Annotated in this window: 16 protein-coding genes and 1 tRNA gene; 11 read left to right on the top strand and 6 right to left on the bottom strand. The window is 63.4% G+C overall.

Annotated elements, in window-relative coordinates; genetic code table 11:
• Positions 1 to 32 precede the first annotated feature (32 nt).
• A complete protein-coding gene (locus IFJ75_RS14515; protein WP_207868891.1) occupies positions 33 to 1,316 on the bottom strand; it encodes a hypothetical protein in 1,284 nt (427 codons plus the stop codon).
• Between the two features lie 157 nt (positions 1,317 to 1,473).
• On the opposite strand from IFJ75_RS14515, the gene IFJ75_RS14510 reads away from it, so the two are divergent.
• The 7 genes from IFJ75_RS14510 (at position 1,474) to IFJ75_RS14480 (ending at position 5,923) form a co-directional block, all read left to right on the top strand.
• A tRNA-Arg gene (locus IFJ75_RS14510) sits at positions 1,474 to 1,550 on the top strand.
• Positions 1,551 to 1,627: 77 nt separating this feature from the next.
• Positions 1,628 to 2,638, top strand: a complete 1,011-nt coding sequence (locus IFJ75_RS20115) for a tyrosine-type recombinase/integrase (RefSeq protein ID WP_207868890.1) — start codon at positions 1,628 to 1,630, stop codon at positions 2,636 to 2,638.
• 225 nt (positions 2,639 to 2,863) lie between these two features.
• Entirely contained in the window at positions 2,864 to 3,508 is a 645-nt protein-coding gene (locus tag IFJ75_RS14500) for a hypothetical protein (protein ID WP_207868889.1), read from the top strand.
• A gap of 91 nt (positions 3,509 to 3,599) precedes the next feature.
• Positions 3,600 to 3,890, top strand: coding sequence for a hypothetical protein (locus IFJ75_RS14495; RefSeq protein ID WP_207868888.1), 291 nt, complete (start codon positions 3,600 to 3,602; stop codon positions 3,888 to 3,890).
• Between the two features lie 521 nt (positions 3,891 to 4,411).
• Positions 4,412 to 4,549, top strand: a complete 138-nt coding sequence (locus tag IFJ75_RS14490; RefSeq protein WP_207868887.1) for a hypothetical protein — start codon at positions 4,412 to 4,414, stop codon at positions 4,547 to 4,549.
• 482 nt (positions 4,550 to 5,031) lie between these two features.
• Entirely contained in the window at positions 5,032 to 5,226 is a 195-nt protein-coding gene (locus tag IFJ75_RS14485; protein ID WP_207868886.1) for a hypothetical protein, read from the top strand.
• A gap of 295 nt (positions 5,227 to 5,521) precedes the next feature.
• The gene (locus tag IFJ75_RS14480) at positions 5,522 to 5,923 is read left to right on the top strand and encodes a hypothetical protein (RefSeq protein WP_207868885.1); all 402 of its coding nucleotides are present in this window, start codon (positions 5,522 to 5,524) and stop codon (positions 5,921 to 5,923) included.
• Positions 5,924 to 6,309: 386 nt separating this feature from the next.
• On the opposite strand, the gene IFJ75_RS14475 is transcribed toward IFJ75_RS14480, so the two are convergent.
• Positions 6,310 to 6,459 carry a hypothetical protein gene (locus tag IFJ75_RS14475; protein ID WP_207868884.1) on the bottom strand — a complete coding sequence of 50 codons (150 nt, stop codon included), beginning with the start codon at positions 6,457 to 6,459 and terminating at the stop codon, positions 6,310 to 6,312.
• Between the two features lie 131 nt (positions 6,460 to 6,590).
• Here IFJ75_RS14475 and IFJ75_RS14470 point away from each other — a divergent pair, with 131 nt between their 5' ends.
• The 3 genes from IFJ75_RS14470 to IFJ75_RS14460 all read left to right on the top strand — a co-directional run bounded on the left by IFJ75_RS14470 (position 6,591) and on the right by IFJ75_RS14460 (position 7,502).
• The gene (locus tag IFJ75_RS14470) at positions 6,591 to 6,797 is read left to right on the top strand and encodes a hypothetical protein (RefSeq protein WP_207868883.1); all 207 of its coding nucleotides are present in this window, start codon (positions 6,591 to 6,593) and stop codon (positions 6,795 to 6,797) included.
• Between the two features lie 66 nt (positions 6,798 to 6,863).
• Positions 6,864 to 7,043 (top strand): DUF3606 domain-containing protein, encoded by a 180-nt coding sequence (locus IFJ75_RS14465; protein WP_207868882.1) that lies wholly within the window; start codon positions 6,864 to 6,866, stop codon positions 7,041 to 7,043.
• 126 nt (positions 7,044 to 7,169) lie between these two features.
• The gene (locus IFJ75_RS14460) at positions 7,170 to 7,502 is read left to right on the top strand and encodes a hypothetical protein (RefSeq protein ID WP_207868881.1); all 333 of its coding nucleotides are present in this window, start codon (positions 7,170 to 7,172) and stop codon (positions 7,500 to 7,502) included.
• 46 nt (positions 7,503 to 7,548) lie between these two features.
• On the opposite strand, the gene IFJ75_RS14455 is transcribed toward IFJ75_RS14460, so the two are convergent.
• Entirely contained in the window at positions 7,549 to 8,514 is a 966-nt protein-coding gene (locus tag IFJ75_RS14455; protein WP_207868880.1) for a M15 family metallopeptidase domain-containing protein, read from the bottom strand.
• 336 nt (positions 8,515 to 8,850) lie between these two features.
• On the opposite strand from IFJ75_RS14455, the gene IFJ75_RS14450 reads away from it, so the two are divergent.
• Positions 8,851 to 9,477: a hypothetical protein gene (locus IFJ75_RS14450; protein ID WP_207868879.1), complete on the top strand. Its 627-nt coding sequence runs from the start codon at positions 8,851 to 8,853 to the stop codon at positions 9,475 to 9,477.
• Between the two features lie 636 nt (positions 9,478 to 10,113).
• On the opposite strand, the gene IFJ75_RS14445 is transcribed toward IFJ75_RS14450, so the two are convergent.
• The 3 genes from IFJ75_RS14445 to IFJ75_RS14435 all read right to left on the bottom strand — a co-directional run bounded on the left by IFJ75_RS14445 (position 10,114) and on the right by IFJ75_RS14435 (position 15,144).
• Positions 10,114 to 10,605 (bottom strand): hypothetical protein, encoded by a 492-nt coding sequence (locus IFJ75_RS14445; protein ID WP_207868878.1) that lies wholly within the window; start codon positions 10,603 to 10,605, stop codon positions 10,114 to 10,116.
• An 831-nt stretch (positions 10,606 to 11,436) separates the two neighbouring features.
• Positions 11,437 to 11,850, bottom strand: coding sequence for a hypothetical protein (locus tag IFJ75_RS14440; RefSeq protein ID WP_207868877.1), 414 nt, complete (start codon positions 11,848 to 11,850; stop codon positions 11,437 to 11,439).
• A gap of 210 nt (positions 11,851 to 12,060) precedes the next feature.
• A complete protein-coding gene (locus IFJ75_RS14435) occupies positions 12,061 to 15,144 on the bottom strand; it encodes a hypothetical protein (RefSeq protein WP_207868876.1) in 3,084 nt (1,027 codons plus the stop codon).
• Between the last annotated feature and the right edge of the window lie 22 nt (positions 15,145 to 15,166).

Raw genomic sequence — 15,166 nt, 5'->3', positions numbered from 1 at the left:
AAGGGGGAGGGTCGAGCAAAAGCGCGCCGCCCCTATTTCAACAGATCCACCGGCAGGATCTGGCTGGCCAGCAGGGTCTCCATCCCGCGCCAGTGGTCCGGACCCTGACCTTCGACCCAGGCTTGAACGGTGTCGCGGCCGAGGCCGTAGTTGATGATGTAGCTGCGATAGGTGTCGATGAAACGCAGGCGCTGGGCCGCTTTGTCGGGCTGCATCAGCAGATATTTCGACAGCATGGCGATGCTCTCTTCGCGACCGACCCGACCGGACAGATAGTCGTCGGCGATGGTGTATTCAGCGCGGGCCAGCTGACGGGTCAGCCGGCCGAGCTCGGCGTCGGCGGCGATGTCGGCGGGCGGCAGGCCCGCCAGCGGCATCAGCACGTCCCGCGTGAACGCCTGGGCCTCATTGCCCGGGAAGGCCAGGTCGATGCCGTAGTTGGCGCTGCCCTCGGCGACGAAGGACATCGGCGAGAACAGCGGATAGACGCTCATCTCCACCCAGCCCTTCTCCTTGACGAAGGTCCGCTCCAGCAGGGCGTTGTAGACATGGTGACCGGGGTAGCCCTCGTGGCAACCGAGATCGATGGCGCGGTCGACGTCGATGGGGAAGTCGGCGTTGATCTCGATCTTCGAGGCCGCGTCGCCGAGGTAATAATTATAGCCCGACCACGGTTTGTCGCCGACGAAGGCCAGGGTGAAACGCTCATTGGCGGGCAGGGCGATATGAGCGGCCGTGCGGCGGCGGCATTCGGTGATGGCGGCCGAGATGACGGGCTCCAGCCGGGCCTTGGGAATGACGAAGCCGGCCTTGAAGGCCGCGATGCGGGGCGTCAGCGGACCGGTCCCGGGGACGAGGGCGTCGATGCGGGCCAGGATCGGGTCGTAGTCCGCCAGAGGCTTCAGCTCGGGCCGGATGCCGAACAGGGCCCAGGCCTCGTCGGCGAAGCTCATCTTCTCGCCCGACAGCATGCGCAGGCGGGCCGAGGCGGCGGAGACGTGGGCCTTCAGATACTTGCGCCGCTGCACGCTGGCGGCGTCCTGACCCCTGTCGGACACGGCGTCGAGGCGCTGGGTCAGAACGGCGGCGCCCTGGATGAGCTGGGGCAGGGTGCGCGGGTTCGCCTTCGCCGCCGCCTGCCACTCCGCCGGGCCGTAATAGGCGTCGACATAACCGGGCTCGCGCTCGCCGATTTCCAGCGTCAGGGCGACATAGTCCTTCGCAATTCGGTCCAGGCTGTCGCCGGTCGGATCCGCCCTCGGCATGGTGGCGCAGGCGCCCAGCAGGAACAGCAGCATCAGGACGGCGGCGCGCATGGCGGAACTCCGGGATCAATCAGGGGCGGACGCTAGGCCCGCCGTCGGGGTTCGCCAAGTCCTGCGAACCGGTTTGCCGTCGGTCTTCATCGCTTTGGGATTGAGGCCGCCCGCGTCCTGCTGTAAGGCCCGTCGTCCGTCGCGTCGTCGCCGGAATGCACCCGTAGCTCAGCTGGATAGAGCGTTGCCCTCCGAAGGCAAAGGTCACACGTTCGAATCGTGTCGGGTGCGCCATTTAGCTGATTTGAAATCAGTCACTTAGCCAATTCGATAGGTGAATCCTGTGGCAGCTCCGGCGAGCTGGTCATCACATGGTCATCACGGAATTCCGCGCATCCTTGCCCTCGGAAAGCACGTCTCCAGCCGCCCTAGCTGCCGATCGAGCGCGGCGATCCCGGGCCGCTAGCACTCGCCGCGCGTACGAATCTGATTGGCGGGATTACCTGTCCGCCTGCCGCGATTTCGGTTTGCCGGAGCGCCCCACCACTGCCAGCGTCGCCATATACCTCGACCAGTTGGCCAGGCGGGGCGCTAAGGTCTCGACGATCCGCCGGCGCCTGGCCGCAGTCAATTACCGCCTGCGAATGTCAGGCAGCCCAGCGTTGTCAGCCCGCGATGAGCCCCTAGCCTCGGTGCTCCTCGGTATACGTCGAGAGATTGGGGCGCCTCTCAGACAAGCCCGGCCGATCGAGGTCGCCGAAATCCGCAGTCTGGTGGCAGCTTGTCCTTCCAACAGAAAAGGGATGCGGGATCGGGCCTTGCTTCTGCTCGGCTTCTCGAGCGCCCTTCGCAGATCTGAACTGGTCGGCTTGGACTGGGATGCTGACGGCGATGGTGACGGCTGGGTGGAGCGCGTCCCCGAGGGGCTTCGCCTGCATCTGCGCCGCTCGAAAACAAACCAGATGGGCAAGCTCGAGGAAGTTGCGGTTTGCCGCGGCGCGTTCGCGGCAACCTGCCCTGTCGCCGCCCTTGAGGCTTGGCGACAGGTGAGCGGAGGGAAAGGGCCGGTCTTCGTGACGGTCAGTCGCCATGGGCAGCAGGGCGGCCGAATGTCCGGGGGCAGCATAGCTCGCGTTCTGAAGCGATGCGTCGCTCGCGCATCGAGCGCAGCGGGAGCGAGCGATGAGGAGGCTGGGCGCCTCACAGCCAGGACGTCTGGGCACTCGCTTCGTGCTGGACTTGTCACTGCCGCCTTTGCCGCCGGCCTTACCGCAGAGGACGTCATGCGCCAGACGCGACATCGTGACGTGAAGGTGCTGCTTGGCTACCGCCGGCACGCCACGGCGTTCGTTGGGAACGTCAGTGGACGGGTGGGTCTGTGATTGCAGAACCGACGGACGCGCCGTTCGACTTCGAGCTGGCCAAGGGGTTAGCGAGACGGTTTATGCGAACTCGATTTTCTGAGCGCTCCTAATTTTTCAGAAAGAGACGAGGCGATTCCGTCGGGTAGGTTTATTTTCCTATCATGAGCTCGCCTGAGCTCCGCCGTCCCGCATCCTCCTCGAGTAGCCGCTGCACACCGCACCGGCACTTTTGGAGACTGAAAAATGACTGACACCGTTGGAGACGTCATCGTCACTGGCCAACGCCGGCCTGCTGGCAGCAGCGAACCCTTTCCCAAGGACGAACCTGTAATCGTCAATGGTCCTGTGGATCCGAACGACGCCACGATTGGCGAAGAATCCACCACGGTTCAGGAGCAGCAGTGCGCCATCCCGAAGAACCGGAAAATCTGGGATGCCGATGCTCGGGCAGCCCAGGGCGTGAAGGATTTTATGACCTATTCGGCTGGCCAGAATATCTTTGGCCGGGAACACCAAGCTTATATCCGCTTCAACGGAACGCAGATGGAGTTGGGCAATATCAGTGTCGGCCCGGTTCCTCAGCCCGGCCAAACCCCATACGTGTCCCCCAACATTACGGGCATCACTGGCGCCAACTGGATGGGCGACGTGCACACTCACGTCAGCACCATCGGCCAGCCGAGCCAAGAGGACATCAATGACTTCAACATGTGGTACGATCAAGCCGTTGCGGCTGGCCGCACCGACTTGGCTGATGTCGCCATGTACATCGCAGTACGGGACTCGAGCGCTCCCGACGGCTATCGCATCTACGCCTACACCAAGACGTCCGATCCGAACGTCAACGGTCGCGAGGTCGATCCGAACGGTCAGCCTTGCCCGGCGTAAGGCCTTCCGTCCCCGGTCATCAGATTGAGTAGAGCCAGGCCGGGGAGACGTCTCCGGCCTGACCTTCTCATTAACTTCGAAGGAGCAACCGATGCGTCGAACAGTAGGGGCGCCAACGATTAAAACCGCGCCACAGCACGATGAGCGCATGGCCATCGCTATGGAACGGATCGCTGACAGCCTCGACGATTTGAAGCCTGCGGCGGATGTCGTTCATGACTTGGCCGATCGCCTCGGCCGGCTGTGTCAGTTCGTTCGCAAGCGGGGACCGTGGATCCTCGGAGCCATCCCTGTTGTGCTCTCAGCGATCGGCGCGATCACGCCGGAGCTGGCTCAAGGCCTGAAGAGAGTGATCGCCGCCCTGTCCAGCCTGCCACAGTGATCGCAGCCCCGTTGTGATACTCTCCCGTCATGGCCGAACCGCTGCTCCGGGGACGACGACGACCTCTCCGACCTGCGCCCGAAGACCTTCTGGGAAAAGCACGGGTTCAAGGTCCTGCTGGCTGGCTTCGCCGTGGCCATGTTTGCCGCGCGGCTGACTTTCGGATTGCGCTTCCTCCTGACCCGCCGGCAACATCGGCCGCGCCGCCTTCATCGACGGCGATACGATCGAGATCCGCGGCAAGCGGATCAGGCTATGGGGCGTTGATGCTCCCGAAGCAGGTCAGACCTGTACGCAAGCCGGCGAAACCTATCGGTGCGGGACTGAGGCCGCCAGGGCGCTGCGTGCTGGCTTGCGGGCCGAGCCGTTCCAGATGCTTGGGAGTGGCGGGCGGCGAGGTAACACCTCAGACCCCGTACCGCTTGTTGCCGCCCGAGGTGATGCAGTACCGGCCGCCGCGTGGGCCGATGCAAACGTGGTGCCCGCGGCAAGGGCATATGCCAGCGTACGAGTAGTCCGGCGTGCGCCGACGCGTTGTCGATGAGCCCGACGAGCGTCGCGTCGATCCCGACGAGTTGCTGCTGCGCCTTGTGTCCGAGGTGCTTTCGGTCGATGCGAACTCCCGCACCCTCACCGGCGGCGGAGACGTGTTGAGATAGCGGGTGCTCACCCAGCACGGTGTCGGGCGATCCAGAAGTGACCAACCCCCTTTGTCCTGGACCACGCCGACCGACGCGCCGCTCGTGAGGGATTCAACACGGACAGCCGAAGCACTGCCTGAAGCCCGGCAATTGAGTGACGGCGCCGAGACGTAAACGGTACGCTGGACGTTCGGCTTTGTGGACGCCGCCGCTGCCAGTGAGCTGGCTGGCGGCGAGCTGTTCCCCACGCACTTCCCCATCAGCGCCAAGGCCAGAAGTCCAGCTACACCCCATCCCGTAGCGGCCGCTTTGCCTGCCATCATTCACTCCCCGAGTTGCCAGCATCTGGCCGGCAACCATGGCGAGAGTCTACACGGTTGCGTCACAGGCCATGTTCGCGATCCACAGCGAATGAGAACAATTCAGGAACACGCCTCTGGCGACAAACCGGGTTTGCCCGTAGGAGTCAGTTTCCTCGGGTCGGCAAACCGGAGGCGAACATGAAGAACGATCGAGCCTTAGCCGACATGCTGGCTGAGTTAGACGCGGAGCTTGCGGCGCGCGCGGATGCATGGCCGGCAGCGCGCGAAATCCTGACCCGCGTCGAAGGTCGGAGCCCGGGCTCCGTCCAGCGCCTGGCGGCAGAGCAGCAGTTGCGCGCGCTGAACTGCCGCGCAGCCCAGTACGTCCTGTGACGCTATGCCGGATCCGAATCGCTCCCGGACCGCCCGGGAAGACATTGCGCCGAAGGTCGGCCGGCGGATGGTCGTGCGCTGTGAGCGTATCGGCTGTGGCCACGCGGCACTGATCGATCCTCGCCCCCTTTTCGGCCCGACGGGCTGGCCCCGGGAAGGGCGATCCAACCGCTTTCGCTGTGTCTGCGGCTGCCGCGACAGCCAAGTCACCTACACGCGCAATACGGACCAGAAGGACGGCCCGATCAGTGGCGCCGCGCTCGCTCTGTGGGTTTGATAGAGCGGCGTTGAGGCCATGAGCTATGTGAAGCTGGAGCGGCGACCGATCAGTTGGTGGCGTGTGCGTGCGAACTCGATCGGCCAGATGATCGATCAGGGGTGGGTCGTCTGGTCCGTCTGCAACCGCTGCCTGCTGGTCCTTCCGGCGGATTTGGAGTGGCTGGCCTGGAAGCTGGGCGACGGCGAGACGTTGTGGAATCGACACCCAAGTTGCCGGCGGTTCGGGTGCGAAGGAGTGATCACCTTCCACGGCACGCCGCCAGAAACCAACCGGTGCATGGAGCTGAAGGCCGATTGGCCCAAGGAATGGCAGGGGGAAACACCATCGATCCCACCCCGCCTGGCGCCCGAGAAGCGCGCGGAACCCTTGGCGGATCCGAAAACACCTGAGGCTGCGAAACGGCCTTGGGCGCGTTAAACCGACCACTTGAACGTCTGGGGTTTGATTCCGGCCGAACCCAGCAAAGCGTCATAAAACGCCTACGCGTCGTCCATCGGTCGATCCGCCCAACCGAGGTGGATATTGGCGCCCAACCCCGATCTGATGCATGATGCCTGCCTCCGGCTGTCAACGATACAGACCCTTGGCGACAGGCCCGCGAGGGCATCAGCCGATCCCAGTGCGACTAGTGGCGTTCTCCATGACTTACTTCTGCTTCATCGAGACCCGCGCCGCGTCCGTACCCCATATGGAGCCGCTGGACGCCGAAGATCTCCCTAGCGCTACCGCGGAGGCGCGCCGACTACTCCGTCAGCACACAAGCGCGATCGCGGCTCATATTTTCGAGGGCGATCGACGCCTGGTCACTCTTCATCCCGGCGACTGACCTTCGATAGGGCGCGCCAGTATGCCGCCATGCCGGCGTAGGCGGTCTTGAGAAACTCGTCAGTTTCCGCTGCAGCCAACCGGTCGAGAAAGTCAGCGTGCTCAAGGCATTCGGCATCCGTCAGCATGGATGCAAGAAGGCGCTGAAGACCTTAAGGTTCACGGCTCGGCTTGGGTCTAAGCGGAACCACCCCGGCACGCCCGCGCTGAGTCCGGTCATTTGATCGGACGTGCTGCGATGGCGGTCAGAAGGACGCTGTTGAAGTCGGACACCGGCGTCTGCCTGACGCAGGTTGACGAGGTCGCCGGCGTGAAGGTTAGGGCTACCCACTATCGGCTCACGACGCTCCGGCCGAACCAGCCGCGCGTGATCGCTGACCACGACCTGGCCGAGCAGGCCTTCGCAGCCGAGGTGGCGGCGTCGAAGCGGGATCCGATCGCCGTCCGCATGGCCGACACGCTCTAGCGTCGGTCTCCGCACACAGGAACCGGTCGCCGCCGTGTCGATTCCTTCCGGTGGAAGGAGACCACCATGTCAGACGACAAGACCAAGACCGGCGGCCAAGACCGCGAACTCATCAGCCTCAGCGAAGATTACGAGGCTCGCGACTGGGCCGAGAAGTTCGGGGTGAGCGAAGACGAGGTCCGTGCGGCGGTTCAAAAGGTCGGCAATCGCGCTGAGGATGTCGAGCGGGAGCTTGGCAGGGCGTGATGAATCCCAGCAATCATCCTGCGCCAGGCATTGCGACCGTTGCCTCGATCGGCTCGCTCGTCGGTAGTATCGTCGGCTTAGCGATCTACTGGCTCTGTCACGCGGTCTGACCGGGAGAGTTCCGACATGGGCGAGATCAAAGACAGCGAAGCCGATCGGAGAGCGGTTGTCGCCCTGGCCGAGCGATTTGATTGGCCGCCCGACCTTCATGAGGCGACGGTCGCGGAGCTGAACGACACATGGGCCCAGATCGCCGCAACTCTTTCCGCCAATCCGGCAGAGTTAGCGGCCCAGATCGCCTACTTCGGCTCGGGGCCCGACCTTGATCCCGAAGGCGCCGCCCGCGCCGTGAGCCTGCTCGAAATCGTGCTCGACTTCCAGCTGGAGGATGAGACGCTTGAGGCAGTGGGGATGTTCAATGACCAGAACGATGAAAGCCCGCCACCCCGTGAGGCGTGACGGGCTTTGATTTGCAGGACATGCGGTTCGGTATCAGCAGGCCGCTTTAGCCGCCTCGGCCTTCGCGGCGTTGCTCGCCAATCGACAGGCTTTCAGCCACCCAGGTCATGAACAGCCGGAAGGCGTCCTTCTCCGCTTCAGTGACGGGCTGGACGACTGACGCACCGGCAGGCATGGGCGACGCGTGTCGGACCTCAGTGCAGAGACTGGGCGAGAGCGGCTTGGCCGCGGGCGCCCGGCTGAAGAGCGTCCCGCAACTCGTCAGCAGGAACAAGCTCGCGAACAGCGCAGCCTTGGGTATCGACATGGACAGTCCTCGTGATGATGCGTTCGATGGTCTGGGCGGTTGGCGGGCGTTGGCCTCGCGGGCGTCGCACTGGGTGGCCTGCGTCTGGGCGTCGCGATCGGCGACGTCGAGGCGGGCGGCCAGCGCCTTCACCTGTTCTCGCGACAGGGTGAGGTCGTGCTTCACCCTGTCGATGCGCCACGTCTGGACCCCGGCTAGGACGAGGGGCAGCCCAAGGACGGCGATCAGGTTCCGGATCATCGGGCGAGCTCGAAATGTGGGCCGTCGATGAAGTCCGGGCCGGGATGACGGCGCGCAGTAGGCCGAGACAGCCGCCTGAATGCCCTTGGCGTCCGCAGGGAGGTCGGAGAGCGCTTTATCCCTGACGCCACCCCAGCGAATGGCCACGCCCTGCTCAATGGCGGCCTCTCGCACCGCCCGGGCGATTTCATAGATCGGACCCCATTCCCAGCGCGGCGATCCGTCGATCCAGGGCACGAGGTCTACGGCATGGCCGACACCGTCAGCCTGCTTGATGTGCATCGAGTGCATGGTCTTGCTGGCACCCGAGGCAACGAGCTTCTTCTGACGATCGACGGTCCGCAGGCCCTCATAAACGGTGAAGTCCTGCCGGCTCTTCGCGATCGCCGCGATGACGACAGCAGCCAGCTTCGGCGCGACGCCGACGAGTTTGGCGCGCGACTTCGCACCCAGCGAGTAGGTCATGGTGGCCTCCAGATTGTCAGGATGGGCGGGGGCGACCTAGAATGTGGCCATGCCGATGAAGCACGACCGACCGAACCCGTTCTGGCCAGCCGCGCCGAAGTTGCGCCGGCGCCGTTCAGGGAGGCGCATCTGGGTCATAGTGGTGGTGGTGGTCGTGGTCGCGCTTATCGCGGTCCGCTTCGCAGCGCGGGTGATACTTGGCTGATCATCACGCCCTCAAGCTCGCCTGGGGCGAGGGGTCCGCTATTAGGCGGCAGGCGAAAGACCGCTCTCGACCCATAGCGGACTTAAGAAGGCGAGCTTTCCAGTGCCGGTCAGGCATGCAAACATTTAGCCATGCGTGAACAGCTCTACGCCGTTTCCTTGTGCGCCGCCTTGGCATTCGCCTCATGTGCCAACGCGACTGTCTTGTCACAAACAACGGATAGCCAAGCCCGTCAGCAGGCGCGCGTCGCGCCTGCTGAGAGCGGCGATGACGTCCTGTGGAACCACCGCTCGCCATCGCTCGGTTGGCGCTGGAGGGATGCCTTTCAGACCTTGTCAGGCTCGGTCTCGATCTATTTCGACCCCACCAGCGAGGGGGCTCCGGAAGGGCAGCCAACACGTCTTCGCTTGGTCGCGCGTCAACTGGATCGCCATGCGGGGAAGCCGGATCAGATCAGTTGGACTGATAGTGACCGCTGCCCCACCCTTTTGCGTTTGGTGCAGGAATTTCAGTCGTTCACCCCGCCCCGCACCGTCATACCGGGAATGACATGGCCGCCGGAGTTTCCGGTCATCGTGCTGGACGGCACGAGTTGGACGCTCTGGAGCAGCACCGCGCAGCAGGCAGAGCGTTATCCCGCCTACGTGGAGTTTTCCTCGAACGCCGGCGCGATTGCGGATTGGGGCATCGCCGCACGAAACGCCACGGAAGGCTGTTGGGAGCGACAAGAACCGCCGGGTAGAACCCACTCAAGTTGATCCAAGGCCTACCCGCCCGCGTTCAGGTCTTCAACACGTCCGCTTTCAGACAGGTCCGCCAAGGTCCGCTTTCGGGCTGAATGCCGAGGACTGAAACCGACCCTTAGGAGACCTTCGGCGGTTCGCGCCTTGCCACCGCCCCGCGATGAACCCGGCTGCGCTTCCCGCCGCCCAAAGCGAGAGCGGCAGTGCCGCATAAATCAGAGCAACGAGCCAGGTCCACCGCCCAAACATTCCGGACGGAGAAAGCGCACCCCATGCGGCGAGCGCGATTGCAGGGGCGACGATCCACGCGGCGATCAGCATCCCGCGCAAACGAGCAGGCGAAATCCACCCGATACCAAGGCCACCTGCCGACCCGATCAGAATGGCCAAGCCAAGCATCATCATCGTTCAAGCTTTACCTAAGCCGGGGTCCGGGGCAAGCCAGACTTTTGCCGCCCAGATTGGGCAAAGCGGGAGGGACGAAACTGCCGCGCTCGACGACCGCTCTCCACCCCTAGCAGACTTCCGGAAGGTCCGCTTCCTCGCCAAGACCAACTCCCGTTTGTGTGAGGGCGTGGGCAGGTCGCCCTGTGCTATGCCGTTGAAGCGCGACAGAAGCGGCTGGAGTCCGGGACAAGAGGTTCTAGAGCACTATGGGAGCCAGAACGTCTCCTTCCGCCCCGCTTGAGAGATCCCGACACGCCAGCTCGTGAGGGCTGAAAGCGTCCCTCTCGCGGCAAGCCTTTGGCCAGTATCCAGGTCGATAGCGCCCATGCGCTCGCCTCCATAAAGGTCGACCTTTATTGCTGCGACCAACGCTCCGCCCGAAGCCAGGAAAAGGCCTCGGCCAAGGGTCTTAGTCCCAACCGGAAAGATCGGGTCGCCTTCCCTGGGCTCTAGCACCAGCTCCCCATCTATCTTTCCGAGCGACTCCCTAAGCTCGGCCAGCTCGTAAGCGACCGGGAAGTGACTGCAATCCGCGTCCTCGGCCCAGAGCCCGACAAAGAGGTAATCCCTGTCGTCGTCGGTCCCGACCACGCCGACCGCACGGGCCCCAGAGGGCAGGCGGGCAACAACCACGTCTCCAAGAGCGAACTCTTCCCAAGCAACTCGCCGGGCGAACCCAAATGCCTTCACCGTCATGATCCTGAACTCCTGATGATCAGTTCGCGGGCCTCAGTCGGCGCGCCGCTGAGGCGATAGGTTACGCCGACGGGCTCGATATGAAAGGCGTCGTCGGCGAACAGGGCGCGGGTTTCGGGGCGGTCGTTGTTGGTCAGGATGAAGCGCCCCTTAGCGGCCGCTAAGCGGTCCCTGAGGGTGTCGAAATCGGCCCTTGAGAACATGCCTTTCCCATAGTCGTCCTCATTGCCCCAGTACGATCGCCCCGATCTATGTGAGGGCGTGGGGCTTAAGCCGGCCTCAACGGTCTCGTGGCAGAAGGCTCAGATGAAGCGAAATCGACGCCACCGCGAGTTGATCGTTACGCTAATCGCCCCCATCGAATGGTGGCGCGGCCTCAAGGTGCTCTGGAACCTTGTCGACTGACTCGTCAGGGACGTGGGGGCTTGCGCGGGCCAGTGGTCCATCGGACAGTAGATCGCTACGCGGTGCCTGACAGCTTGCGCAGCAGGCGGCCCGGCACACCCCACCCAACCGGCCGGGCCGCCACCCGAATCGTCTGAGGCGTGGTGCGTTAAGGCTACTGCAAGGTCACCATGTCATCTTCGCTCTGCCTCCGGGGGGAGGCTTGCCGCGCGGCGGTCAGTCCTCAACCTCAGGCGCAACGAGCGCCGCGCGTGCCCATTCTCGCTGGGAGCGATGGGGTCTGGGCGCACGCTGAAACTCTGATACGACAGCGGTATGCATGGACCGCCGCCGCCGCTTACTGCCGACCAAATTGCAGCGGGTTACGCCCAATGGATGGTTTTCTGGAACAGCCTGATCCTCATGCTGTCGATCCCCGCAACCAGATCAATGGCGAGGCGGACACGAGAACCGATCGGCAAAACCATCTTCTATGGGATGGCCGTCTTTTGTGCGGTCTTCGCTACCTTCGCTGGCGTCCGACTGGCCGGTCTCGAAGCGATTGCGGCCCACGCAATACTCCAGAAATTCTCGGCCCCTGCCTGCGGTCGCGCCTTGGACCGCGTCGATCTGCAACGGCTGGTCCGACGTGTTTGTTAGCTTCAGATATTGGGTCAGACCGCTATCAAGCCGATAATTCTGCTCTCCGATCATCAAGGGACACGAGACTTGGTTGGTGCGGGAGTTGGCGCAGGTCGCGTCTCTGGTGACGGCCGCAGCGGGAGCTTCCTGGCAGTTACTGAGCAACCATGCCGCAAATAGCGATGTCACGACGACGGCGGCCGAATGATGGAGCTTCAAGGTGGCCGTCCCTTCAGCTTGGCGGGTTGAGCCGCTGCGGTTTCGAAAGTTCCAGGTCTCGCAACGAGCAATCAGGTTAGTCGCGAGTTAAGACGCTCGTCGAAGATGGCGGTTTCTGGGAAATCACTCTCGGCGCCAGTCGTGACGCCATCTTAGCGTTGAAGGCTTCGCCGGCGAACGTGCCGACACTTACCCAAGGGGTCATAGCCGCTAGGCCATGACCTGTTCAACGATGGTGGGTGCCGTGGTTCCGGTGAACCGTTCCCAACTCCCGCCCTGATCGACCACCAGCTCGCCCGACGTATTGGGCAGCAGCACGTCGTTCACCTTGTAGGTGTTGCCCGTTCCGCCACCGAAATAGATCCGCTTGGTGAAAGGGGTGGTGTTGTATTGAATCACGTTGACGGGCGGTGCGGGAATGGCCTGAGTGACAGCATAGTTGGAGTTCGCATTGCCGGAGACGCGACGCTGCAATGACGGGGCGGCGTTCGGGGCGAGCATCCAGGCCTGAACCGCCCCTTGCGCATAGGCGTCGACCGAATAGGCGTCGCAGTCCGCACCGATCTTCACCCCATAGGCCGATTGAGAGGTGAACCCGATGGCGGGATCGGTGCCGCCGCATCGCGTCGCTGCAACCGTGAAACGGGTACATCCTGCAGCGAACTCCAGGGCCCCGCGCGGCGCTGGGTCCGCCGCACCGATCATGTCGGTTTGATAGACTTGGACGCCGTTGATCACAGTGTCCTCGACGCCTTTGTCGATGAGGATGCCTTGATACCGGGACAGGAAGAACTCGCCGTCAACGATCGTGACGCGCTTGATGAGCGACCCTGCGCCCGGGTTCGTGTCACGGTCCGTCGCGAGCCGAAGCGCGAAGCTCCCGAGGCCTTGGTGATAACCTGACACCTTGACGAAATGGATGATCCCGCCGTTCTGGGCGCGCATCGTCACGCTATTGTTGACGTAGTCGTTGACACCGCTTCCATCTACCTGGACGCAGTAGACGATGTTCCCCGCACTCGCGCGAATGAAGACGTTCCGGTCGAAGCGCTGGAGGAAGTTGCGGCCGATCAGCGCCGTGTCGAGATCACGATCCACCGACGCAAAGAAGAAGGTCCCCGCCGCGACGTTGACCGGCGCGAAGGCTACCGGAGGCGCGACGCCCGCCACATAGAAATCGTTGTCGTCGGCAAAACGCCCGTTGCCGTAGCGATGATCGAGCGTCGGCTGTCCCGAGTTGCCGACGAAGCCGTAGTTGCGGTGGAAATGGATCGACGCGACCGGCTTGGTCGGGTCCGTGCCGTATTGGATAATGCGGACGCTTCGCTCGAAGTTGTTGTTCTCGAAGCGCAGGTTCGAGCAGTTCGACAGCTCGAACAGTAGGGTCGTCGCGTCGCCCATCACTGGGTAGCGATAGTGCACCTGGTAGGACCCGCCGCCGTCGATCGTGTTGGCGGCATTGTTGCCCCACTGAAACGCAACGCAGTCCTTCGGCGGGACGAGGATGGAGGAGTCGCCGTCGCCGCGCAGCCGGAAGTCGTCGCAGACGATGCGCGTGAACGGCCCGAGGTTCGAACAGTCCCACGTTCCGGCGGGGATATAGACGACGCAGTTCGACCCCAGAAGGTTCGCCTTGGCGATGCAGCGGTTCATCGCCGCGTGATAGTTCGAGGCCGGGTCCTGCTGGCGACGGTTCTGGACGAGGTTGAACGTAAACGGCTCGTTGTTCTGGCCCTGGATCGTGACCTTGGCGATAGCCACGTCCGTCCCGACGTAGGTCGGATCGGAGGGCGGCGGGATGTTGATCGTCGCTCCCAGGATCGCGTCGGCGAAGCGGAACTCGTTGACGCTGTTCAACTCCCACGTCCCGCCGAGCACGTTCAGATAACCAGCATTATGCTGGATATGGCAGAGGTGCGTCGCCCACGACCGATGACCAATGATCTCGACCACGGCGGACGGATAAGGGTCAGCGTCTGGCGCGTTGTCGATGATTATCGATGAGCCCTGCGCCGCAGTCTGGCACGCCATGATCTCTACCGAGCGCGAGCCCGGCCCCACATAGATGCCGATAGTGTCCGTCTTCGCCAGCGAGTTGACGTTGTCGAAAGCGCAGCCCAGCAGCGTAATGTGGTCGGCCTGCTGTGTGTTGGTCCCCTGACCATAGCCGAAAGAGAAACAGTTGGTCGCCTTCAGCCAGTCGCCTGTCCCGGAGTAGCGATAAGCGATGCCGTCGCGGAACAGGATGTTCTGGTCGCCGCCCGGGGCGACATAGGCCGTCAAGAAGGGCCAGAAGTGGCAGTTTTCCAGACGGGTCACGTCGTAGCTGTCGGTGATCCAGATGCCATTCAGGCAGTCGCCTTTGACGTTATCGCACGTCAGGCGGCCGTAGCCGTTCGAACGGATCGCAAGCTCAAAGCCGAGGGGCATGATGTTGGTGATACGGCAGTCTTCGCCCTGCACCGTGATCGCAATCGAGCCATCGTCCCAAGTCGCGAGATCATCCAGAGCCGCTGCGTTCGAGCCATATGGAACCGAGCGCCCGGCGTGGATAATCACAAAACCGTCGATCGACGCGCCCGGCATCAGCTTGATGGTCTTGCCCGCAGCCATGCGGATTGTCCCGCGGCTGAAGTCATAGTTCGCGCTATTCAACTGCGCCGGCGTGAGAGGGCCTTGCAGATGCACACCCTCGGGCACGACAATGTCGCCCGTCGCGTTGATGAAATCGTTGAATAACAGCGGTCCGTAGCCGACAGTCGGGTGCACTGCGAGCGCGTTAACCAGCTTGGCATAGGCCGTGGCGCCGGTGCGGTCTTCGACGTTGGAGGTGCGGCGCAGCTTGTCTTGAATGCTCTGAAGGAGTGCGGCGGTTCCAGCTGGCAGGAAGGAAATCCCGGCAGCCAGAGTAGGATTGAAGCCGCCGTCGAACTGACGCTGCAGGTCTTGCTGCGCGGCTGTCAGACGGTTTAGCGCCTGATCGATTGAGCCGACCGGCACGGTGTTTGCGGGCGCAAACTGGCTGGCGCGCACGGGGGCGACAAAGCGGCTGATGATGACGACCTGGCCGGCAATAGCAGCAGTGTTGAGAGTGACCACACCGCCCTGATAGCCGCCGGACTCGGTGATTGGGCCGCTCAGCACAAAGTCCGACTGGCCCAGCGGGGCGCCGTCAACAGTGACCCTAAGGTCCGCCTTGGCAAACACTGCGAACGTAAACGGAAACACGGCCTGCGCCGTCGTGACCGTGTACGTCTGGAACGTCGGTTCGTCGGGAATGTTGAGGCGCGCCAAATGCAGTCTCCAATGCGGAGAT

The sequence above is a fragment of the Brevundimonas goettingensis genome (genome assembly GCF_017487405.1).
Classification (GTDB): Bacteria; Pseudomonadota; Alphaproteobacteria; order Caulobacterales; family Caulobacteraceae; genus Brevundimonas; species Brevundimonas goettingensis.
Note: the sequence above shows the minus strand (reverse complement) of the source record. Positions and strands in the feature narration are given on the sequence as shown.